Origin of the sequence: Vibrio sp. 10N.222.55.C6 (assembly GCF_041473395.1) — a bacterium.
In the GTDB taxonomy this organism is placed as follows: Bacteria; Pseudomonadota; Gammaproteobacteria; order Enterobacterales; family Vibrionaceae; genus Vibrio; species Vibrio crassostreae_C.
In genome coordinates, this window is sequence record NZ_JBFRSD010000015.1 from 51,541 (window position 1) to 72,704 (window position 21,164).

The window sequence follows — 21,164 nt, forward strand, 5'->3', positions numbered from 1 at the left end:
AATAAACAGCCAGGTAAGTCATCGCTTACTTGGCTGTTCAAATCGGTGTGTTCCTGGGAATTTATGTTTCAAATTACTGTCCAGTAGATACACCGCTTTAATTATTGGAGCTAGCATGTCTTCTGACAGTTCATCACTTGTGGTCAAACTCGAAAATATCAGCTTTCGTTGGAAGCCTGAATTACCACCAACGCTAGAGATCCCCTCTCTTCACATCCAAGCCCAAGAGCACCTTTTTATTAAAGGGCCAAGTGGTTGTGGAAAATCAACTTTGTTAGGGCTACTGACCGGAATCAACCAAGCTGAGCAAGGAGAAGTCTCTATCCTTGATCAAGACCTCACTCAGCTTACACCTCGTCAAAGAGATAAATTCAGAGCCGATCATATTGGTTATATTTTCCAACAATTTAACCTGCTTCCTTATCTATCAGTTATCGATAACGTGACGCTTCCTTGCCAGTTTTCACAGATTCGTAAACAGCAAGTCGCTGAAAGCCAGAAAAGCTTACAAGAGACGGCTCGAGAGTTGTTACTCCGATTAAAGCTACCTCAAGCTTTAATGGACAAGCCAGTTACCGAGTTGAGCATCGGTCAACAACAACGTGTTGCTGCCGCTCGTGCTTTGATCGGCCAACCCAAAATCATTATTGCCGACGAGCCAACCTCGGCTTTGGATCATGACAACCGAGAAGCTTTTATCGAACTGTTGTTAGAACAAGCCAACCAGGCAGGTTCTACTCTTATCTTTGTTAGCCATGATCCAACACTAGAAAAGTTGTTCATTCGAACCATAGATTTAAAAACCGTTAACCAAGCTAAGGTTGTCGTATGAAAGTAATTACTCACTTAGCCTTAAAAAGCGTACTCAACCGTAAAGCCACAGCCATTCTAACTATTCTCACTGTGGCTGTATCCGTCATTCTATTACTCGGTGTGGAACGTGTAAGAACCGAAGCTAAGAGCAGCTTCGCCAATACGATTTCAGGTACTGACCTTATCGTCGGTGGCCGCTCTGGTCAGGTAAACCTGCTGCTTTATTCCGTATTTAGAATCGGTAATGCGACCAACAACATCGACTGGAAAAGCTATGAAGAATTTAGCCAGCACAACGCAGTAAAGTGGGCGATACCAATATCATTGGGCGATTCACACAAAGGCTTCCGTGTGATGGGTACAAATCATAGTTACTTTGAAAACTATCGCTATGGAAGTAAGCAATTACTTACTTTCCAACAAGGTAAAGAGTTTAATCAGCTATTTGACGTAGTGATTGGTGCCGACGTCGCGAAGAAGCTAGATTACAAAATAGGTGATCAAATCATTCTTGCGCACGGTATCAGTGATGTTGCGTTTAGCCGTCACGATAATCTGCCCTTCAAGATTGTGGGAATACTCGCGCCAACAGGAACACCAGTAGACAAAACCGTACACGTATCGCTAGAGGCAATCGAAGCAATTCATGTTGGCTGGGAATCAGGTGCCAACCTCGGGCACACACCGAATGCTGAAGCGCTAAAGCAACGTGACTTCCAACCGAAGCAGATTACCGCGATGATGGTTGGCCTTAAATCGAAGATCCAAACCTTCGCACTGCAACGAGAAATCAATAACTACCGCCAAGAACCTTTAAGCGCCATTATGCCGGGCATTGCGCTTCACGAATTGTGGGGAATGATGGCTGTAGCAGAACAAGCACTACTGATTGTTTCAGGGTTTGTTGTCGTCGCCGGTTTATTGGGCATGCTCAGTAGCCTACTCACTAGCTTGCAAGAAAGGCGCCGAGAGATGGCCATCCTACGTGCGATGGGCGCAAGACCTCGTCATGTGTTTGGTTTACTGATCAGTGAAGCCAGTGCGCTAACCTTCCTTGGCATTACATTAGGTGTTGCAGTATTGTTTGCGCTGATCGCAGTGGTTGCTCCTATTGTGCAACAAAGTTATGGTATCAACATATCGATATCCGCAATCACACCGCATGAGTGGAAACTGCTTATGCTGGTACAAGTTGCTGGAATCATTATCGGCTTTATTCCCGCTTTCAGGGCTTACCGCCAGTCATTGTCTGATGGCATGACGATTCGAATCTAAAATAGGAACCTACGATGCAACGCAAATTCCTACTGATACTTGGGCTACTTCTGTTCCCATTTATCAGTACAGCTCACGCTGAAACCACTCAGAATGACGAATCGGTATTAACACTTGAATGGATTGATTTGATTCCAGAATCAGAACGTGCTCAGCTAGATTCATTTGGTATGCCGATGGTTGACCACAATAGTATGGACAAACCTCAACAATCGACACTTGGTGCTGTTCGCCCAGAGCTGAATGGCAGCACAGTGAAGATTCCTGGCTTTGTGATTCCATTGGAAGGTGATGAGAATATGATCACTGAGTTTCTGCTGGTACCGTACTTTGGCGCATGTATCCACGTGCCACCGCCGCCACCGAACCAAATCATCTACGTGAAGTTCCCGAAAGGTGCACCAATACAGCAGTTATGGGATGTGATCTATTTGGTCGGAACGCTGAAAACTGAGTCAATCAGCCATGACTTAGCGCAAACCGGTTATCTTATTGAAGGTACTGCGATTGAAGAGTATGACGACATGTAGTCATTAGAAGGGTGGCTCAAGGATGAGCTGCCGTCACTGAACGAGTGTGATCATTCAATAACAGTTTAATAACGATAATTTTCTTCTGAATTACGCGATGTAATTAGATAAGTAAGCTAGAACAGCGACATAAATCGCGAGTAATAACCCTATACTAAGCTGTTTCTTCAGCTTGTTATCATTGACTTGATTCATAACTCCTCCTTGAGAATTACAACAAATTTAACATTTTATTATCATTAACAAAAGTAAAATTTTGTTGAAACCTTCAACTATGCTCGCAAAATCTAGCCACCAATAAGATAAAGAGTTACATTTTAGACAGTTATACCAATCACAATAAGTAAGTGTTCAGAAATAGCGTAGGAAAAAGCCTTGAGAACAAGGCGGAGCTTTTTGATAAGTAGTTATTCTACAATCAAAAATTGTAGCTCAGTTATCAAGCGTTTTAACAAGCTAGGCTGAGCAATTATTTACTACGATTGGTTTTGAGTCGTCTCCTAACGGTACTCTTATGTCAAAAACCAAACAGCCAGTGATCATTGAGCATGCTAGCGACACACAGCATAAGCATGAGAAAAAGCCTCATATTGCCGACAGTGCCAGCAGAATGCTGCACATCGCACAAAGCTTCGGCCTCGATTTCTTAATTAGTCATAGTGCCAAGCCAAAGGATAAAGCTGAGAGTACGCTTATCGAACGGGCACTATTGCGAGAGAAAAAACGTAGAGAGCTTCGCCAAAAGAACCTAGAACAGATTCTAAAGTTGGCGCACTCTTCATGTAAGGATGAAGCGGCTGGAGACCCGGATCAGGACTGGCTATACCGTTTCTTCGACATGGCACAAGAGATCCACAATACATCGATGCAGAGGCTATGGGCTCAAGTACTGAAACGAGAAGTCACCAACCCAGGCTCGACGTCGATGAAGGCACTGCAAATCTTAAAAGACATGACGCCAAAGGAAGCACTGACCTTACAAAGAGCAGCTTCATTAGGCTGCAGTTTTGGTAGCGATAACAGCAGAAAGCTCTTACTCGGCTTTAAATCTCATGCTGGGCTATTCAACTTTGGCAAAAGGGACACCACCAACACCATCAACCTTGGTGGGCACAACCTGCCCTACTCCAGCTTGCTCCACTTGATAGAGCTCGGGATTATTCTGGGCACAGAATTAGAATCCGGAGAGATTGATTTCGATCCAGCCCTGCACCTAACCTATCAAGGTAAGAGCATGTCACTGGCACCATTATCAAAAGGCGTGAAGCTGGTTTACTACCGATTCAGCCCTACAGGCAATGAGCTTTGTACCTTGCTCGGTAACAAGCCAAACACGCAGTATTACGATCAACTGATTGCACTATTGAGCCAGAAATTCACAGTACAGACAGAAGTGAAAAGCAGCGTAAATTACACCGTCTAGACACTCGACGGAGCTAAAATAGACGGTGTAAAAAGTGAAGTATAGAGAGGAATAAAGAGAATCTAGAGGATAGGTTTCTTGTCTCGGTAAACTAAGGCTGCACTATTTATCGGTCGTGAATAAACAGATAAACAGCTGAGTAGCCTTAGTCATACCAACGATCTCAGTTGGCTAAGATATTTCGCTTCTCCAACGCATCAATACACAGTTCGACCAATTCATCGAGTGTCTTCTCACCTGCAGGTAGATCAATCTCAGGGTTCTGAGGCGCTTCGTACACTGAACTAATACCTGTAAAGTTCGGGATCTCTCCGGCACGTGCTTTCTTATACAGACCTTTAGGGTCACGCTGTTCGCAAACCTCGAGTGGCGTATTGACGAACACCTCAAGAAACTCACCTTCCGGCAATAAATCACGCACCAACTGCCTTTCAGCTTGATGTGGAGAAATAAACGCTGACAACACGATCAAACCCGCATCTGCCATCAACTTAGCGAGCTCACCAATACGACGGATATTCTCTCGGCGATCCTGCTCAGAGAAACCAAGGTCGCTACATAACCCATGACGCACATTATCGCCATCCAATAAGTAAGTATGGTAACCAAGCTGTGCCAAGCGATTTTCTAATGCTCCAGCGACTGTCGACTTCCCAGAACCAGATAATCCCGTGAACCAGAGCACGGCTGGCTTTTGTGATTTCAGATCAGAGCGAAATGTTTTATCAATCGAGTGTTGATGCCACACAACATTCTCATCTTTTGGTTTGAGTACTGCGGTCATAATTAGTCCTTTAAATAAACAGCATTAAAATGGGAAAAAATAAGGAATTAGGGTCAGCACCAAACCCGAATAAACAATCGAGATTGGGACGCCGATGCGCAGATAATCCGTAAGGTGGTAATTACCTACGCTATAAACAAGTAAGTTGGTTTGGTAGCCGTATGGCGAAATAAAACTGGCACTGGCACCAAACAGAACCGCCATAATAAACGGCATTGGATCGACGCCATAACCGACGGCCATACTGTAGCCAATGGGGAATGAGAGTGCCGCTGCCGCATTGTTGGTCACCAACTCAGTCAGGACCAGCGTCATGAAATAGGTCGCGACTAGCGCTCCAAACACGCCCCAGCCATTAAAGGCCTCCATAAACATCAGCCCCATTCGCTCAGACAACCCAGATGAAATCATCAGTTGAGCAATAGAGAGTGCCGAACCAACGATCACAACAATATCGACGGGGAAGCGGCGGCGAAGCTCACCAAGTTGTACTACACCAAATGCCACCAGCAATAATAAAAATCCCGCTAGCCCTTTAATAATCGGCACGACTTCAGCGAGCGATAACCCAATCACACTGGCAAAGCCGAGCAAAACGAACGTCGATTTGTCGGCATCAAGCTTGGCACTCGAATCTAAGTCATTCATCAACACAAACTCTTTGTTGTGTTGTTGGCGCTGTTCTTCAAAGCGTTTACCTGGAACCAAAATCAAGGTATCACCAGCGGTCAATGTGATATTCCCTAGCCCACCTTCTAGGCGTTCATGGCCACGACGAATAGCAACCACAACCGCATCGAAACGATCTCTAAATTGGCTGGTTTTCAGGGTTTTGTTACAGAAGCTTGCCGACGAACTCACCACCACTTCAACAAAGCTCTGGCCATTCAAATGATGCTGACCAAACAGGGTTAAACCTTGGATTTCTTGCAGTGTCGCAACACTCTCGACATCACCACAAAACAGTAATCGATCACGAGCTTGAAGAATAAAATCAGGGTCAATAGACGCGGTTGTTTTACCGTCTCGAATCACTTCCGCTAAGAACAGTTTTCTCAATGCTCTGAGGTTATTCTCGCTTACGCTGCGGCCAACTAAAGGAGAACCAGGTTCCACTCTTGCTTCTAAAAAGTAAGGCAGATCATCTTGAGATCCATCATCGTAGCTGGGTAGGAAGTAACTCAGAGGAATGAGGATCAACACACCGCCGACCAAAACCGCTAAACCGATCAAGGTCGGTGTAAAAAAGTTTAAGCTCGGCAAACCCGCATCTTCAACAAAGCTATTGATGATCAAGTTGGTAGAGGTGCCGATCAATGTCAGGGTTCCACCTAAGATGGCAGCGTATGACAAAGGGATAAGCAGTTTAGATGGCGCATGTTGTTGATTACGTTTGATCGCCCCGATCAAAGAGACAACCACCGCCGTGTTATTAGTAAAAGAAGAAAGTAATGCTGTGGAAATACCCAACTTCGCAACCACGGTACCTAGCCTACCTTCTGAGATATTACGGCTAACCCAACTGATTAAGCGAGTTTTCTCCAACGCACTTGATGCGAGGATAAGAAGAATTAAAGTCAGTAACGAGGAGTTAGTGAAGTTATTGGCTAAGCTCGACAAATCGATCATGCCAGCCATAAAAGCAATAAACGCCGCGCCAGCAAAGATAAAGCTTGGCTTAATACGGGTAACGAGCAGGCAAGTAATGATGCCGAGCAAAATCGCTAATACAAATCCTTGTTGCCACATATACCCGTCCTTTATGGCGGAAACGATGGGTTTCCGCCAGATTCAATAAGCTGTTACTTGGTCGTTTATGACTTCAGTAGTTGGCTTAGATCTTTGGCATCCCAATGAGGGAAATGTTTGCGAACCAATGCGTTGAACTCAAGTTCAAATGCAGAGAAGTTACCGACTTGCTGTTCAACAGAGTCCAAACGGTCTCGAATCAAACCCGCGCCAACCGTCACGTTGGTTAGTCGGTCGATAACGATGAAGCCACCGGTATCGGCACTTTCACGGTATTTATCCAGCGCGACAGTCTCGTTCAGTGACCATTCACACAAGCCAATGCCATTCAATGGCAACTCATCGACAGCGTGAGTCGATAGGTTGTTGATGTCGTATTGGTGACGAACCGTTTCAACCTGACCAACGGTTTTCTTGCCTGCGATCTTGATGTCGTAAGCTTTGCCCGGTTGCAATGGTTGCTCTGTCATCCACACGATGTCAGCCAATACGTGGTTAGTGGATTCAATCTGCGCGTTTTCTAGCACAATCAAATCACCACGACTGATATCAATCTCATCTTCAAGGGTCAGTGTTACTGCCAAGCCCGCTTGCGCAGACTCCAAATCACCATCAAAAGTTACAATGCGTGCAACCTTAGAGGTTTTACCCGACGGCAGCGCCTTGATTTCATCACCGACACTGACACGGCCAGAGGCAACGGTGCCAGCAAAACCGCGGAAGTCTAAGTTAGGACGATTGACGTACTGAACTGGGAATCGGAATTCACCTGCCGAACGCTTTTGGTCAATGTCGACGTTCTCTAACACTTCTAGCAGAGATGGGCCTTCGAACCATGCAAGCTCTTTACTTGGTGCAGCAACGTTGATGCCTTCAAGCGCCGATACTGGCAAGATCTGAATATTGGTTTCACCTTCTAGGTTTTCTGCAAACTCTAGATACTGATCGCGAATCTCTTCAAAACGATCTTGTGAATACTCCACCAGATCCATCTTGTTTACAGCAACGATGAAATGCTTCAAACCAAGCAGGTTAGAGATAAACGAGTGACGACGTGTTTGATCCAGAACGCCCTTACGAGCATCAATCAAGATCACCGCCAGATCACACGTTGAAGCGCCTGTTGCCATGTTGCGCGTATACTGCTCATGCCCAGGAGTATCAGCAATAATGAACTTACGTTTTTGAGTCGAGAAGTAGCGGTAAGCCACATCGATCGTAATCCCTTGCTCACGCTCAGCCTGCAGTCCATCAACAAGCAGTGCTAAATCAGGCTTCTCACCTGTGGTACCCACTCGTTGGCTATCCGAGTGAACCGCTGCTAGCTGATCTTCATAAATCTGTTTTGTATCATGGAGCAAGCGACCGATTAACGTACTTTTACCGTCATCTACCGAGCCACAAGTTAAAAATCTAAGCATAGATTTATGCTGATGCTGACTTAGATAACCTTCAATCCCTAGTTCAGCCAATTCGGCTTCTACTGCACTATTCATTTTTCTTTCCTTAGATTCTTAGAAATAACCTTGGCGCTTTTTCAGCTCCATAGAGCCCGACTGATCATGGTCAATCGCTCGACCTTGACGCTCACTAGACGTCGCCACCAGCATTTCTTCAATAATGCCCGTTAGCGTATTCGCCTCAGATTCAACCGCTCCGGTTAATGGGTAACAGCCTAAAGTACGAAAACGAACGCTTTTCTCTTCAATCACTTCACCTTCTTGCAGCTCCATACGGTCATCATCAACCATGATCAGCATGCCATCACGCTCAACAACTGGGCGTTTATCAGAAAGGTAAAGTGGAACAATATCGATGCTCTCTAGGTAGATGTATTGCCAGATATCGAGCTCAGTCCAATTAGATAGCGGGAAGACACGAATGCTTTCGCCCTTATTAACCTGACCGTTGTAGGTGTGCCAAAGCTCTGGACGCTGGTTTTTTGGATCCCACGTATGGTTCTTATCGCGGAAAGAGTAAACACGTTCTTTCGCACGAGATTTTTCTTCATCACGACGCGCACCACCAAAAGCCGCATCGAACCCATACTTGTTTAACGCCTGCTTAAGGCCCTGTGTTTTCATGATGTCAGTGTGCTTCGAAGAACCATGTACAAATGGGCTACAACCCATCTCAATACCTTCTGGGTTCTTATGTACTAAAAGGTCGAAGCCGTACTTTTTAGCCGTACGGTCACGAAACTCAATCATCTCGCGGAATTTCCAATCCGTATCTACATGCAATAGCGGGAATGGAATTTTGCCTGGATAAAACGCTTTGCGAGCTAAATGAAGCATCACAGAAGAATCTTTTCCGATGGAGTACATCATCACTGGGTTATCAAACTCAGCCGCTACTTCACGGATAATATGAATACTTTCCGCTTCGAGCTGTTTTAGGTGGGTTAAACGTTCTTGGTCCATTTCAGTGCTTCCTTTAAGGCTCGCGTTACGAGCAATTCATTACTTGGTCTTGCCAAGCAAGGGATTTAACTCATCCACTTGAGTGAATGGGAGTATTGGCACTAGAAGAAAACAGAAGCTTCGTGTTGAGCTATCCTTGCTATTCGTCTGCCTGATACGTCCTTGATATAGGCATTATGACGAGCCTCTCATATTACTGGAAATTCTAAAATTTCATTTTTTATTCGAAAAGCTGATAAGGGATTGAATTTATCGATAAGCAGGTGAAATGAATGGACTAATATTATCGATATCAGTTGCACATCGATTAATCAGGTTTGGGAGGCGTCTTGCAGAACACCATAAAGTAGTCGATCTAAGTCACGAATTAACATTCGTTGTAATCATTGTTTCATTCCATTTTGTTACATTACGCAACGAATTTTCTACTATCCACTTTGGAGCTACAAAATGAAAGTTGCAATGAAACCTTTGTCATTGGCTGTGCTTGCGGGTCTTGGTTTGACTCTAGCAGGCTGTACAACAACACCAGATACCGATGAAGTGATTAAACTACGTGTCGTAGAGACAACGGACATCCATACCAACCTAATGGATTACGACTACTACAAAGACAAGCCATCGAAAAAAATTGGCTTAGCACGTACTGCAACTCTAGTAAAAGAAGCTCAAAGCGAAGTAACCAACAGCGTATTAGTTGATAACGGTGACTTGCTGCAAGGTAGCCCAATGGGTGACTACATGGCAGACAAAGGCATCGAAGCGGGCGAAGTTCACCCTGCATACAAAGCTATGAACCAACTAAGCTACGACGCTGCAAACCTAGGTAACCACGAATTCAACTACGGTCTTGAGTTCCTAGAAGAATCTATCAACGACGCTGATTTCCCGTACATCAGTGCTAACGTTTACGACGCAGAAACCAAAGAACACTACTTCACGCCTTACATCATCAAGACGCACACGTTCGAAGATACTGCTGGCGTAGAGCACGAAGTAAAAGTGGGTTACATCGGTTTTGTTCCACCACAAATCATGACGTGGGATAAGAAGAATCTAGAAGGCAAAGTGATCGCTCGCGATATCATTGAGACGGCTAACGAGTTAGTGCCTCAAATGAAAGCGGAAGGCGCTGAAGTTATCGTTGCTATCCCTCACTCAGGCGTATCAACTGACCCATACAAAAATGGCGAAGAGAACTCAACGTTCTACCTATCTGAAGTAGACGGCATCGATGCGATCGCATTCGGCCACTCTCACGCAGTTTTCCCAGGTAAAGGTTTTGATGACATTCAAGGCATCGACAACGAAACTGGCACCATGAACGGCGTTGCGGCAGTAATGCCTGGTCGTTGGGGTAGCCACGTTGGTGTTATGGATCTAACACTTGCACAAAAAGACGGTAAGTGGGAAGTTGTTAAAGGCCAATCAGAAGCGCGCCCTATCTACGACAAAATCGAGAAGAAATCTCTTGCTGCAGCTGATGAAGGCATCGTAACAGCACTAGAAAAAGACCACGCTGGTACTCGTGAGTTTGTTAACCAACCGATTGGTAAAGCAGACGATGTGATGTACAGCTTCTTGTCTCTAGTACAAGACGATCCAACAGTTCAAATCGTTAACCTTGCACAGAAAGATTACGTTGAACAGTTCATCCAAGGTGACCCTGACCTAGATGGTACGCCAGTACTTTCAGCAGCTGCACCATTCAAGGCCGGTGGCCGTAAGAATGACCCAGCGAACTTCACTGAGGTTGAATCTGGTCAACTGACATTCCGTAACGCAGCTGACTTGTACCTTTACCCGAACACGCTAGTTGCGATGAAGGTAACAGGTCACGAAGTAAAAGAGTGGCTCGAGTGTTCTGCTGGTCAGTTCAACCAAGTGGATGTTAACTCAACAGCACCACAACAGTTGATCGAGTGGGATAATTTCCGCACTTACAACTTCGATGTTATCGATGGTGTTGATTACCAAATCGACGTAACTCAACCTGCGAAATACGACGCAAACTGTAAAGTGGTTAACCCTGACTCACAGCGTATTGTTGGCCTAACTTACCAAGGTAAGCCAATCGACATGAAGCAAGACTTCCTGATCGCCACCAACAACTACCGTGCATACAGCGCTAAGTTCCCAGGCACAGGTGAAGACTTCATCGCATTTGATGCACCAGATGAGAACCGTACTGTTCTTGCAAACTACATCTCTCGCGTAAGCAAAGAGCAAGGTCAAGTGAGCCCAAGCGCGGATAACAATTGGTCATTTGCGCCAATCAAAACGGATAACAAGCTAGATATCCGCTTTGAAACATCTCCAAGCGACAAAGCAGCAGAGTTCATTAAAGAGAAGGGTCAATACCCGATGAAACGTGTTGCGACTGACGATGTTGGTTTCGCTGTTTACCAGATTGACCTAACTAAATAGATTGCTTAAGTAATCCATAGTTAACGTTCTGAAAGGCTGAGTTTAACGACTCAGCCTTTTTGTTTTCTTCTCAATATTCATGCAAAAATCTTAGGTTTCTAACCCTTTATCATCCTCTGATTCTGCACCGAAACCGCATAGTTCTAACCACTCATTGCATCCAATCAACACAAAAAAGCGCTAATTGTCTGTAAGTTTTTCTCTGCTCCTCGTGTCTATTTAATTTACTACACTCAATGAATGGTCATTAAGCCATTCATCTATAGGATAGAAAAGGACATTTGATGAGCACGGTCGAGAGCATTCAAGCATGGTTACATTCAGGGGAGGAGTCGCTGCTATGGCTGATGCTTGGCATTATCGCGCTTTCTTACCTGCTTGAAGATCTTGCGATTGTTACCGCTGCCGGTTTAGCCACTCAAGGGCTCATTCCTCCTCAATATGCTCTGCTTGCCATTTTCATCGGTATTGCCACAGGTGACTTGGGCCTCTACTACCTAGGAAAATCAGGACGTTACTTCCGAGGCGTTCGATATAAAGCCCTCACCAATAAGTACTTTCGTTCGCTTCGTACCAAATTACGCCAAAACGCATTCAGCAGCCTTTTTGCTATCCGCTTTATTCCTGGGCTACGCACCGTTGGTTTTACTCTGAGTGGCTTTTTCGCCATCCCACTGCCTACTTTCTTATTTGCCGTCATCAGCGCAACTGCGCTCTGGACTGGCATTGTCTTCTCTGCCATCTACTATTTAGGGACATCAGCCTGGCTGCAAGCCTCTGAATATCAATGGATCATCATCCCGTGTGCCATCGTTTTGCTGTTTATCGGCAATCGATTAATGAATAAAACCTACTCTAGAGGGCTATCATGAGTTCACCGCAAGATATTCGCATCATTCCCGCACATCAAATTAATGCAGGTATGCCTCTGCTTGAAAAAGATACCGTGCGAAGTGTCTCTCCTTATGAGTTTCTTCCGACTTGGTTCTTCTACACGCCAGTGGTCATTCAAAGCCTGATGCAAGGGTTACGGCACTTTGACTGGGCGCTGCCGCTCATCGCCAATCCGAGCATCAAACTCAGTGGCATGGTCGGCGAATCAAAACACGAGATATTAAGCCTTGCCGGATCTTCAAGTCAGCGTTGGATCTCACCGTTTATCACCCTAACCAAAACGGATCTCAGCAGTAAAAAACAAGCCGAAGACGCACGCAGCGCACTCATACAAACGGATCTTGATTTCCCTATCGTGGCTAAGCCGGATCTTGGCTGTCGAGGTGTCGGAGTTAAGCTGATCAACACACAAGATCAACTTGAGCAGTATGTTGAATCTTTCCCAAATAATGCTCGCTTTCTACTGCAGAAAAAGGCGCCTTATCAAGCCGAAGCGGGTGTTTTCTATGTTCGTTACCCAAACAAAAAGCAAGGCGAGATCATCTCGATCACACTCAAATACGCACCAATGGTGATGGGTGATGGCAAGTCGACACTCAAACAGTTAATTGAAAATAGCCCGCGTGCTGGGCAGCTTAGTCACCTGTATCTACCGAGACATGAAGATAAATTGGATCAAGTGCTCGCAGAGGGCGAAGAGTTCCAACTCGCGTTTGCAGGCAGCCATAGCCGTGGCTGTATCTTCCGAGACGGTAATCAATACATCACTCAGGCTTTAACCGAACGCTTAGACGAGATATTCGACGACTTCGATGGCTTTCACTTTGGTCGACTCGACGTCAAGTTTAAGGACATGCACAGCCTAATGAACGGCGAGGATTTCACGATTCTTGAGGTCAATGGCGCAAGCAGTGAGGCTGGACATATCTGGGATCGCAACACCCCATTGCGAGAGATATTTTCCACGCTACTTCTGCAATATCGCATTCTTTTTGATATTGGCGCTCAGCAAAAACAACGAGGCCACCAATCCCCTTCTTTCAAGAGCTTATTTGCGGCGTGGCAAGAAGAGCGACGTCTTGTTCAACAATATCCGACTACCGACTAACTTTTCACGAGGATCATGAATGAACCCCATAGCCCAGCCGAGCGCCCTTACTTCTTTCTCTCCTAGCATCAAGGGAGCGGTAGAGATATTGAATCAGGGTCTAGAGTTTTTGTTAGCGATTTCTGACAGCGATTACCTAACACGAGCAAAGCCACACGTTACAAGCTCTATCGGTGAACATACTCGTCACACACTGGATCTTTTTCACGCCTTGATTTTAAAAGAGGATGAGACCGTTGATTACAACACTCGTCGTCGTGGTCATCCTGTCGAATACGACCGCTCTATTGCAGTCAAAGAGATCCACTATGTGATCAACTGGCTTGAGCGATTAGACCGTCGAGATCTCGAAGCGCCTATCATGATCCAAACCGAAGTTTCGATGGACGCTCAAGTGTTCGCAAGCCTGCCTTCAACGCTCGAAAGAGAGGTCACCTTTGCCGCACTGCATGCCAATCATCATTACGCTATGATCAAGGTGATCACCACCTTCCTAGACGTCGAGACCTGCAACACCTTTGGTTATGCCCCAACCACCAGCAGCTATCTGAGGGAGCAATAATATGTGTTCAGTATCTTGGCTGCTTGAAGAAAATGGTTATCAGGTCTTTTTTAATCGTGATGAACAAAAGACGCGGGCACTGGCAATGCCACCTAGACAATATCGAGTCAACGGTGTCGATATCATCATGCCACTCGACCCAACTGGCGGCGGTAGCTGGATAAGTATTAATGAGTTCGGGCTTTCGCTGTGCCTACTCAATAACTATCAAGGCACAGTGCCCGTTGGTCCTTTAGTAAGCCGCGGTTTGCTACTTAAAAACCTATCATCGAGTCGTAATATCAGTCAGCTCTCTGAAGCATTTCACAAGCTAGACCTACACTCTTTTGCCCCATTTACCTTGCTGGCTTTCGCGCCCAATCTAACCCAACACAATGGTCTGGTTATCGCCTACATGTGGGATGGTATTCAACAGCAAATAGTCGACACCGATTCTCCACTCTTCTCATCCGGTGTTGATTTAGAGCGAGTGCAAGCTTACCGACAAGCAAAATACGATCAGCTTATGGCAACAGGTAAGAATCAACAGAACTTACTTAAGTTTCACTCTCACCATCACAACGAACAACCTCATTTAGCAACCTGTATGCATCGCGAAGACGCACATACAGTGAGCTTTACACACTTACGTAATCTGCATGGCCAAGCCTCTATGTTTTATGCACCCGGCTCACCATGCGAACCCATTAAACCATGCCAGATAAATCAGCAGCGCTTTACCTTTGATTTATCACCCGCAATCAATCTATAGATGGAGTCCATCATGAGAAAACTATTCACCATGGTTCTGCTACTTGTTAGCCCGTACGTATTTGCCGCCGATGAAATCTATACCGGCTTCTTTAGCAGTAAGGCACTCGATGGCTACGATACCGTGGCTTATTTCACGTCTGGGAAGCCTGTTGAAGGGAGCAAGAAGTTCAGCACAGAGTACAAAGGCGCGGACTGGTATTTCTCTTCTGAAAAGAATCTGACTTTATTTGTTAATAATCCTGAAAAATATGCCCCTCAATATGGTGGTTATTGCGCATGGGCCGTTTCTGCCAAAAACGACTTCGCACCAGGTGACCCACAGTATTGGACCATAGTTGATGACAAACTTTATCTTAACTACGACCAAGAGATTAAGCAGCGCTGGGAACAAGACCAAGCACAGCATATTCAACAAGCCGATAAAGTTTGGCCGCAACTGATTAAGTAAGGTAATTTCATTATGATTGATAGTCCTTTTCGTTTACCACGTTACACGCCTTTTGGTTTAGGTGAGTCTGTTGTCGAGTGGGCAACTGGGCTATCTAAGCTAGACCGACTCTACCAAGATCGTAAAAACGAGTTATCTAGCTTCGAATTCATGAATTACACTCTGTCGGCGCTCAATATCGACTACTCGGTTGCATCGGGAAGCACGGAAAACATCCCGGAAGAAGGGCCTGTCGTGATTGTGGCGAACCACCCGCTTGGCGCCATCGAAGGCGTGATCCTTGCCGATCTCGTAGGATCAGTAAGAAAGGATGTGAAGGTGCTGGCCAATGAGTTACTTAAGCGCCTGCCTGAACTGGATGATCTTTTCATCGGTGTCGATGTCTTTAACAGTAAAGAATCGAAACGCACCAATGCCAAAGCGATTCGAGATGCCAATCGTCATTTGGCTGATGGTGGACTATTGATTGTATTCCCAGCAGGTGAAGTATCAAGCTACCGTAAAGGGGCAAAAACACTGACAGACATCGAGTGGAGCAAGTCGGTAGCGAAATTCGTCAAACGTCACCAAGCCACCACGGTACCTATCTTTATCAATGGCAAGAACAGTGAGCTTTTCTATCAAGCGGGTCGTGTTCATCCACTGTTGAGAACCGCTCTACTCGGGCGTGAACTTCTTAATAAACAAGCGACAACTATCTCTATCTCGATTGGCTCATCGATTCCGTATTCAGAGATAAAATCGTTTGAAAAAGAGATGGATATCGTCAACTACCTACGACTTAATACCTATCTAATGAGTCAACAAGATAGTCCGAACACGCCAATCCACGCGCCCTCTTTCGATACCCAAGTGATAGCGCCTATTCCACCAGAAGTCTTATCAATAGAGATAGACTCACTCCCTGAAGAGATGAAACTGCTCGAGCAAGGGAACTTTGAGGTCTACTGCACACCAAGCCAATCCATTCCTAACTTAATGCGCGAGATTGGTCGAGTAAGAGAAGAAAGCTTTAGAGAAGTCGGAGAAGGCAGCGGGCTGGCCTGTGATTTAGATGAGTATGACCTTTACTACCATCAACTGTTTGTGTGGAATAAAACCAAGGCAGAACTGGTTGGCGCGTATCGACTCGGTATGGTCGACAAACTCATCGCTGAGCACGGGCTTGATCAGCTCTACTCTCGTAGCCTGTTTAACTACAACCAAGAATTCATTGATACTCTAGAAAACAGCATTGAGCTTGGGCGATCGGTAGTAAGTAAACCTTACCAAAAGAGCCTGAACTCACTGTTACTATTGTGGAAAGGCATTGCGACCTTTGTGTCTCGTCACCCTCAATATACCCATCTGTTCGGCCCAGTCAGTATCAGCAATGATTACAGCCACAATGCGCGTCTGTTGATCGCGACCACGTTATCAATCCACCATTATGATGAGGAAAAGGCGAATTTGGTTTCACCTTCGTCACCACTCAATACCAGCAGTCATGTGTTCTGGCAAAATCACCTGCTCTCTTCACTGGCGAGTGTGCCTCTGCTCTCTAAAGTGTTAGCACGCATGGAGCAAGGTAAAGGCCTGCCGGTACTGCTGCGCCAATATCTAGGGATGAACGGTAAACTGGTGTGTTTTAATGTCGACCCATCGTTTAATGATGCCTTGGATGGCTTGATTGTGGTGAACCTTAAAAAGGTACCACTGAAGACTCTGGGTAAATACATGGGCAGAGAGCTTGCTCAAGATTACCTAGAGCAACACGCACGCCGCTGATTTATCCCGCTCTGTACCTCTCTCCAAATAAGTGCGATGATTTCGGCACTTATTTGGGTTAGGTTATTTTCATGCACACCTCTTTTATCGAACAACTACAAAGCTTCGACTTCTCTGAAAGCCAGATTGAATCTCTAGTTGCTGTCGCCAAGCCACTTGAGTTGCCAACCAGACACATCTTGATCAATCAAGGTGAGATGGCGAGTTCAATCTACTTTGTACTTGAAGGCTTGTGCCATGCCTGCTACCTCACTGATGATGGTAAGCAATACAGTAAAGAGTTCTATTGGGAACAAGATTGGATCATCGGCTTTGAGAGTCTGATAAAAAGCCAAGCGTCCCCTTACCTATTAGAAACGCTGACTCCCATCACCATGTTAGAGCTGCCAATGAATGCGGTTATCGAGTGGCGTGCATCAAATAATCCTTTGTATTTAAAGCTGTTAGAAACACAGCTGATGCATAAGGAAAACAAAGAACGCTTCATGCTGCTCTATACACCAGAGCAACGTTATCAGCTGTTCTGCGAGCACTATCCCGACCTTGAGCAGCGCTTAAATGACAATCAAATTGCCGCTTATCTAGGAATCACCGCAATCAGCCTGAGCAGAATTAAAGGTCGAATTAACAATAGTTAATGCCAACAATCATCACGCATAGTACATTCAGAGCATCGATAATCTCTGGATGTAAACATGATCACTTGGCACTCAATTCCTTTTTCTGAACTCTCAACACAACAGCTTTATCAACTACTTAAATTAAGAGTCGATGTATTTGTGGTCGAGCAGACTTGTCCTTATCCAGAGCTGGACGGTAAAGATACACTCGCGGGTGTTGAGCACCTGCTTGGCTATGCTGATGAAGAGTTGGTAGCGTGTGCACGTTTATTACCACCAGGTACCTCTTACGACAACACCAGCATCGGTCGAGTCGCAACCAAGCAATCGGCAAGAGGTGGTGGCTTGGGGCATCAATTAATCAAAGAAGCATTAACACGCTGCGAGGCTCTTTGGCCAAATACGGCCATTGATATTGGCGCGCAGCAACACCTAGAAAACTTCTATGCGAGCCACGGCTTCAACACCATCTCGGATATGTATCTCGAAGATGACATTCCTCATATAGACATGAGATTAGAAAAATAATGACGAATATCACTGCCGGTATTCTATTGTTGGTTGCAGGTAACTTGTTTGCCTCGCTTTCCGACGTAGCGGTAAAGCTGTTAAATGGCGAAGTACCGCCCTTACAGTATATTTTTTTCCGACAGTTGATATCTCTGGTCATCATCACCCCTTTGTGGCTACAGCAGAAAAAAGAACAACGGCGCTTACAGCAGGCTAAGGTAACCTTCATTCGAGGTCAGTTAATTCTGATCGGCAGTGGGTGCATGGTGGTCGCGATCACTCACTTGTCTTTGGCAACCGCCAACGCAGTATTTTATGTCGCGCCTTTACTGATGTTGCCGCTCTCAATGTTGCTATTGAAAGAGCAACCGGCACTCGGCAAGGTTATCGGCACAACCATAGGTTTTATTGGTGCATTGATTGTCTTGAGGCCATCACAATTTCATTGGGCGGCACTGTTTGCTTTGGGGACAACACTCACCCTAGCACTATTTAATGTACTCGTAAGAAAGCTTTCTAGTGAGCAAACGGTGGTCACTACGCTGTGGTGGACAACCTTATTCTCTATTCCAGCCTCATTAGTACTGTGCTTCTTATACTGGCAGCCAGTGTCTGTGGAGCATTTGGGATACATAGCCCTGAGTGCGACGCTAATCTTAAGTTACAACGGCCTTGCGGTTGCTGCCTATCAAAAAGCACACTCTAGCCAAATTGCCTTGGCTGAGTATTCAGGATTGGTGTTTGTCGCGCTAATAGGTGCAATATGGTTCGATGAGATTCCGGATACATTAACCTTTATCGGAATCATGCTTATCATCTTGCCACTCGCCCCTTTCAAGCGACCAAAAAAAAGAGCTAATGCTTAGCTCTTTTCTATCGTTTATCTGTGTCTGGTGAAGCGCTTTAACTCAGGCTCACTATTCATCTACTTACTGCGACCAAAGCCACCATCGGATAAGCGGAAGAACATCACCGAAGTGTCGCCTTTCTCTAGCTGAAGAATGTCCAACTGCCCAGTTTCAGCAAGTTTGAAACGAACCAGCTGGCCTTTACGAATCTGACTGAGCGGCTTATCTGCACCTTCAATTCGCACTAACGCATTCAAGTCAGACAATGGCAAATCGTTGTTTCGAAAAACCTGCGCTAACGTATCCCCTTGCTTAACAAGGTACTCCTGCCAATTTTTGTTACTCGGTTCTAATGAGCTGTTCTTGGCATTTTGCTGTTCGCTTAAGCCGACGGTGTTTATTTCAAGCTCAACGCGCGATGTTGTTGGAGTTGTGTCTACTTTAGGTTCTGGTAGCGGCACAAAAAGTAATATCAGTACGATCGGAGAAATCACCATCAACAGTCTTTGGTGTAACTTCGGCAATGAACCCCAAGTTTGCGCTGTCGAGGTTTTCATTTTCTTCACATCGATCGAACTCAATTTCTCTTTGACCTGATTCAGTCGATCCTTGAATTCTGCTAAGTGGTCAACTTTCTGTTTTTTCTTTTGACGACGATTCATACCACTGCGTCCTATACATTGAATAACTACAGTATAAAAACCAAAGTACCAACAGTATAGATCTTTCCGTCACAACAAGGCCCAAAGCGAGAAAATTGACATGGCTGTGATTTGGGCACGGTAAAGCGCAAGTGATCAGGGACTAGCCGTTTCTTCACGCTGCTAATACTGGTATTCTTACCCTTTTCGTACTGACAAAAAGAGTGACTTTTCATGTCTGAAGTAAAATTTGAAACTGTAGAGCAAAAAGCTAGCTACGGTATCGGTCTACAAATGGGCCAACAACTTGCTGGTTCTGGTCTTGAAGGCCTAAACGTTGACGCAATCGCTGCTGGTATCGCAACAGCTCTAGTTGGCGACATGCCAGCTATCGAAGTTGACGAAATCAACAACGCACTACAAGAGCTACACACTCGTGGTGAAGCTGCACGTCAAGAACTAGCTAAAGCTGCTGCTGCTGACGGCGAAGCTTTCCTAGCTGACAACGCTCTTCGTTCAGAAGTAACGGTTCTTGAGTCTGGTCTTCAGTACGAAGTACTAACTGAAGGTACTGGCGAAATCCCAACTGCAGACAAGCAAGTACGTGTTCACTACCACGGCGAACTAACTGACGGTACTGTTTTCGACAGCTCTGTATCTCGCGGTCAACCTGCTGAATTCCCAGTAACTGGCGTAATTCAAGGTTGGGTACAAGCTCTACAAATGATGCCTGTTGGCTCTAAGTGGAAGCTATACATCCCTCAAGATCTAGCATACGGTGAGCGTGGCGCAGGTGCTGCAATCCCACCATTTGCTGCTCTAGTATTTGAAGTAGAACTTCTAGCAATTCTTTGATTTTTATAAAAACCTTTAGTAAAACAAAATACTATAGGTAAATAAAATTGAAATAATCCAACGGCGATGTGACTACATCGCCGTTTTTCGTTTATAGTGAAAGAGTAAATTACTTTATTACTTAAGGACGAATAATGAAGAAAGTACTCATCACAGTTTTAAGCAGCCTTGCTGTTGTCTCTTGCGCTAGCACTAGCGACTCTGAACAAACCAGTTCATCATCAGATACCAACTATTCCCAACTATCCCAAACTGCACTGATGGCTGCAGTGAATATGTGGTCTCAGCAGAACGAAACAACACCGCTTGTGGATACGGTAGCTGACCAAGCTTCTGTTACCAGCGACCAAGCAGTTGGCGGTATTGGTTCAATGTTAGCCCTTGCACAAAACTCTCTTGGCACAGCCGACAACAAAGAACTCGCGACACTTATTCCAGGCATGTCGAGCCTTGAGTCTACGGGGCTATCATCGCTACTAAGCTCACAAGGTGCCGTTGAAAGTGCGTTTTCTGGATTAGGTATGGATCCATCAATGGTTACAACATTTGCACCCATCATTCTTCAAGCACTGCAGTCACAAGGTGCAACGAGCGGCCTGATGGATTCACTTTCAGCTATATGGCAATAATCGTTAGTTATTAATAGCTAGCTTAAAATCTAATAAGGGCACTTCGGTGCTCTTTTTTGTGCGTGGAAGAAAAGATATTTGAGATACGAGACACGAGACACGAGA

The 21,164-nt window shown here is 45.4% G+C and carries 21 protein-coding genes; 16 read left to right on the forward strand and 5 right to left on the reverse strand.

The features are described from left to right. Positions 1-115: 115 nt before the first annotated feature. The 4 genes from AB4486_RS12110 to AB4486_RS12125 all read left to right on the forward strand — a co-directional run bounded on the left by AB4486_RS12110 (position 116) and on the right by AB4486_RS12125 (position 4,041). The gene (locus tag AB4486_RS12110) at positions 116-832 is read left to right on the forward strand and encodes an ABC transporter ATP-binding protein (RefSeq protein WP_372117253.1); all 717 of its coding nucleotides are present in this window, start codon (positions 116-118) and stop codon (positions 830-832) included. Continuing rightward, positions 829-2,088 carry an FtsX-like permease family protein gene (locus AB4486_RS12115; protein ID WP_017067558.1) on the forward strand — a complete coding sequence of 420 codons (1,260 nt, stop codon included), beginning with the start codon at positions 829-831 and terminating at the stop codon, positions 2,086-2,088. Before AB4486_RS12110 ends, AB4486_RS12115 begins: the two co-directional genes overlap by 4 nt. 14 nt (positions 2,089-2,102) lie before the next feature. Further along, positions 2,103-2,618: a DUF3299 domain-containing protein gene (locus AB4486_RS12120; RefSeq protein ID WP_017058892.1), complete on the forward strand. Its 516-nt coding sequence runs from the start codon at positions 2,103-2,105 to the stop codon at positions 2,616-2,618. Positions 2,619-3,132: 514 nt separating this feature from the next. Further along, entirely contained in the window at positions 3,133-4,041 is a 909-nt protein-coding gene (locus AB4486_RS12125; protein WP_102320277.1) for a TIGR03899 family protein, read from the forward strand. Positions 4,042-4,204: 163 nt separating this feature from the next. On the opposite strand, the gene cysC is transcribed toward AB4486_RS12125, so the two are convergent. The 4 genes from cysC to cysD form a co-directional block, all read right to left on the reverse strand. After that, on the reverse strand, positions 4,205-4,825 hold the full coding sequence (cysC, locus tag AB4486_RS12130) for an adenylyl-sulfate kinase (protein WP_017083764.1): 621 nt from the start codon (positions 4,823-4,825) through the stop codon (positions 4,205-4,207). 24 nt (positions 4,826-4,849) lie between these two features. Then, positions 4,850-6,574, reverse strand: a complete 1,725-nt coding sequence (locus AB4486_RS12135) for an SLC13 family permease (protein WP_372117254.1) — start codon at positions 6,572-6,574, stop codon at positions 4,850-4,852. A gap of 65 nt (positions 6,575-6,639) precedes the next feature. After that, the gene (gene cysN, locus AB4486_RS12140; protein ID WP_017063719.1) at positions 6,640-8,070 is read right to left on the reverse strand and encodes a sulfate adenylyltransferase subunit CysN; all 1,431 of its coding nucleotides are present in this window, start codon (positions 8,068-8,070) and stop codon (positions 6,640-6,642) included. 18 nt (positions 8,071-8,088) lie between these two features. Next, positions 8,089-9,033, reverse strand: a complete 945-nt coding sequence (cysD, locus tag AB4486_RS12145) for a sulfate adenylyltransferase subunit CysD (protein WP_226088532.1) — start codon at positions 9,031-9,033, stop codon at positions 8,089-8,091. Positions 9,034-9,447: 414 nt separating this feature from the next. Here cysD and AB4486_RS12150 point away from each other — a divergent pair, with 414 nt between their 5' ends. The 10 genes from AB4486_RS12150 to AB4486_RS12195 all read left to right on the forward strand — a co-directional run bounded on the left by AB4486_RS12150 (position 9,448) and on the right by AB4486_RS12195 (position 18,952). Further along, entirely contained in the window at positions 9,448-11,424 is a 1,977-nt protein-coding gene (locus tag AB4486_RS12150; RefSeq protein ID WP_017069395.1) for a bifunctional 2',3'-cyclic-nucleotide 2'-phosphodiesterase/3'-nucleotidase, read from the forward strand. Between the two features lie 284 nt (positions 11,425-11,708). After that, on the forward strand, positions 11,709-12,296 hold the full coding sequence (locus tag AB4486_RS12155) for a DedA family protein (protein ID WP_372115842.1): 588 nt from the start codon (positions 11,709-11,711) through the stop codon (positions 12,294-12,296). Then, positions 12,293-13,426, forward strand: coding sequence for a D-alanine--D-alanine ligase (locus AB4486_RS12160; protein ID WP_371725124.1), 1,134 nt, complete (start codon positions 12,293-12,295; stop codon positions 13,424-13,426). Before AB4486_RS12155 ends, AB4486_RS12160 begins: the two co-directional genes overlap by 4 nt. A 19-nt stretch (positions 13,427-13,445) precedes the next feature. Next, entirely contained in the window at positions 13,446-13,988 is a 543-nt protein-coding gene (locus AB4486_RS12165) for a hypothetical protein (protein ID WP_081230983.1), read from the forward strand. Position 13,989: 1 nt separating this feature from the next. Beyond that, positions 13,990-14,739 (forward strand): NRDE family protein, encoded by a 750-nt coding sequence (locus AB4486_RS12170; protein ID WP_372074948.1) that lies wholly within the window; start codon positions 13,990-13,992, stop codon positions 14,737-14,739. A 12-nt stretch (positions 14,740-14,751) separates the two neighbouring features. Beyond that, positions 14,752-15,189: a YHS domain-containing (seleno)protein gene (locus AB4486_RS12175; RefSeq protein WP_017063714.1), complete on the forward strand. Its 438-nt coding sequence runs from the start codon at positions 14,752-14,754 to the stop codon at positions 15,187-15,189. A gap of 12 nt (positions 15,190-15,201) precedes the next feature. Continuing rightward, positions 15,202-16,956 carry a lysophospholipid acyltransferase family protein gene (locus tag AB4486_RS12180; RefSeq protein ID WP_017058880.1) on the forward strand — a complete coding sequence of 585 codons (1,755 nt, stop codon included), beginning with the start codon at positions 15,202-15,204 and terminating at the stop codon, positions 16,954-16,956. Between the two features lie 71 nt (positions 16,957-17,027). Continuing rightward, positions 17,028-17,594 carry a Crp/Fnr family transcriptional regulator gene (locus AB4486_RS12185; RefSeq protein ID WP_017058879.1) on the forward strand — a complete coding sequence of 189 codons (567 nt, stop codon included), beginning with the start codon at positions 17,028-17,030 and terminating at the stop codon, positions 17,592-17,594. A gap of 57 nt (positions 17,595-17,651) precedes the next feature. Continuing rightward, complete coding sequence (locus AB4486_RS12190; protein ID WP_017058878.1) at positions 17,652-18,104, forward strand: GNAT family N-acetyltransferase; 453 nt, start codon at positions 17,652-17,654, stop codon at positions 18,102-18,104. Beyond that, a complete protein-coding gene (locus AB4486_RS12195; protein ID WP_372117257.1) occupies positions 18,104-18,952 on the forward strand; it encodes a DMT family transporter in 849 nt (282 codons plus the stop codon). The genes AB4486_RS12190 and AB4486_RS12195 overlap by 1 nt, the downstream gene beginning before the upstream one ends. A gap of 59 nt (positions 18,953-19,011) precedes the next feature. Here AB4486_RS12195 and AB4486_RS12200 read toward each other — a convergent pair whose 3' ends face one another. Then, complete coding sequence (locus AB4486_RS12200; protein ID WP_372117258.1) at positions 19,012-19,596, reverse strand: LysM-like peptidoglycan-binding domain-containing protein; 585 nt, start codon at positions 19,594-19,596, stop codon at positions 19,012-19,014. Between the two features lie 213 nt (positions 19,597-19,809). Between AB4486_RS12200 and AB4486_RS12205 the strand changes: the two genes are divergently transcribed. After that, entirely contained in the window at positions 19,810-20,430 is a 621-nt protein-coding gene (locus tag AB4486_RS12205; protein WP_008220519.1) for an FKBP-type peptidyl-prolyl cis-trans isomerase, read from the forward strand. A gap of 134 nt (positions 20,431-20,564) precedes the next feature. After that, positions 20,565-21,059, forward strand: a complete 495-nt coding sequence (locus AB4486_RS12210; protein WP_017058875.1) for a DUF2780 domain-containing protein — start codon at positions 20,565-20,567, stop codon at positions 21,057-21,059. Positions 21,060-21,164: the final 105 nt, after the last annotated feature.

What these genes read in the sequence shown, in the direction of transcription:
- AB4486_RS12110 (WP_372117253.1), top strand. Translation starts at nt 116, where the DNA reads ATGTCTTCTGACAGTTCATCACTTGTGGTCAAACTCGAAAATATCAGC.
- AB4486_RS12115 (WP_017067558.1), top strand. Translation starts at nt 829, where the DNA reads ATGAAAGTAATTACTCACTTAGCCTTAAAAAGCGTACTCAACCGTAAA.
- AB4486_RS12120 (WP_017058892.1), top strand. Translation starts at nt 2,103, where the DNA reads ATGCAACGCAAATTCCTACTGATACTTGGGCTACTTCTGTTCCCATTT.
- AB4486_RS12125 (WP_102320277.1), top strand. Translation starts at nt 3,133, where the DNA reads ATGTCAAAAACCAAACAGCCAGTGATCATTGAGCATGCTAGCGACACA.
- cysC (WP_017083764.1), bottom strand. Translation starts at nt 4,825, where the DNA reads ATGACCGCAGTACTCAAACCAAAAGATGAGAATGTTGTGTGGCATCAA.
- AB4486_RS12135 (WP_372117254.1), bottom strand. Translation starts at nt 6,574, where the DNA reads ATGTGGCAACAAGGATTTGTATTAGCGATTTTGCTCGGCATCATTACT.
- cysN (WP_017063719.1), bottom strand. Translation starts at nt 8,070, where the DNA reads ATGAATAGTGCAGTAGAAGCCGAATTGGCTGAACTAGGGATTGAAGGT.
- AB4486_RS12150 (WP_017069395.1), top strand. Translation starts at nt 9,448, where the DNA reads ATGAAAGTTGCAATGAAACCTTTGTCATTGGCTGTGCTTGCGGGTCTT.
- AB4486_RS12155 (WP_372115842.1), top strand. Translation starts at nt 11,709, where the DNA reads ATGAGCACGGTCGAGAGCATTCAAGCATGGTTACATTCAGGGGAGGAG.
- AB4486_RS12160 (WP_371725124.1), top strand. Translation starts at nt 12,293, where the DNA reads ATGAGTTCACCGCAAGATATTCGCATCATTCCCGCACATCAAATTAAT.
- AB4486_RS12165 (WP_081230983.1), top strand. Translation starts at nt 13,446, where the DNA reads ATGAACCCCATAGCCCAGCCGAGCGCCCTTACTTCTTTCTCTCCTAGC.
- AB4486_RS12170 (WP_372074948.1), top strand. Translation starts at nt 13,990, where the DNA reads ATGTGTTCAGTATCTTGGCTGCTTGAAGAAAATGGTTATCAGGTCTTT.
- AB4486_RS12175 (WP_017063714.1), top strand. Translation starts at nt 14,752, where the DNA reads ATGAGAAAACTATTCACCATGGTTCTGCTACTTGTTAGCCCGTACGTA.
- AB4486_RS12180 (WP_017058880.1), top strand. Translation starts at nt 15,202, where the DNA reads ATGATTGATAGTCCTTTTCGTTTACCACGTTACACGCCTTTTGGTTTA.
- AB4486_RS12185 (WP_017058879.1), top strand. Translation starts at nt 17,028, where the DNA reads ATGCACACCTCTTTTATCGAACAACTACAAAGCTTCGACTTCTCTGAA.
- AB4486_RS12190 (WP_017058878.1), top strand. Translation starts at nt 17,652, where the DNA reads ATGATCACTTGGCACTCAATTCCTTTTTCTGAACTCTCAACACAACAG.
- AB4486_RS12195 (WP_372117257.1), top strand. Translation starts at nt 18,104, where the DNA reads ATGACGAATATCACTGCCGGTATTCTATTGTTGGTTGCAGGTAACTTG.
- AB4486_RS12200 (WP_372117258.1), bottom strand. Translation starts at nt 19,596, where the DNA reads ATGAATCGTCGTCAAAAGAAAAAACAGAAAGTTGACCACTTAGCAGAA.
- AB4486_RS12205 (WP_008220519.1), top strand. Translation starts at nt 19,810, where the DNA reads ATGTCTGAAGTAAAATTTGAAACTGTAGAGCAAAAAGCTAGCTACGGT.
- AB4486_RS12210 (WP_017058875.1), top strand. Translation starts at nt 20,565, where the DNA reads ATGAAGAAAGTACTCATCACAGTTTTAAGCAGCCTTGCTGTTGTCTCT.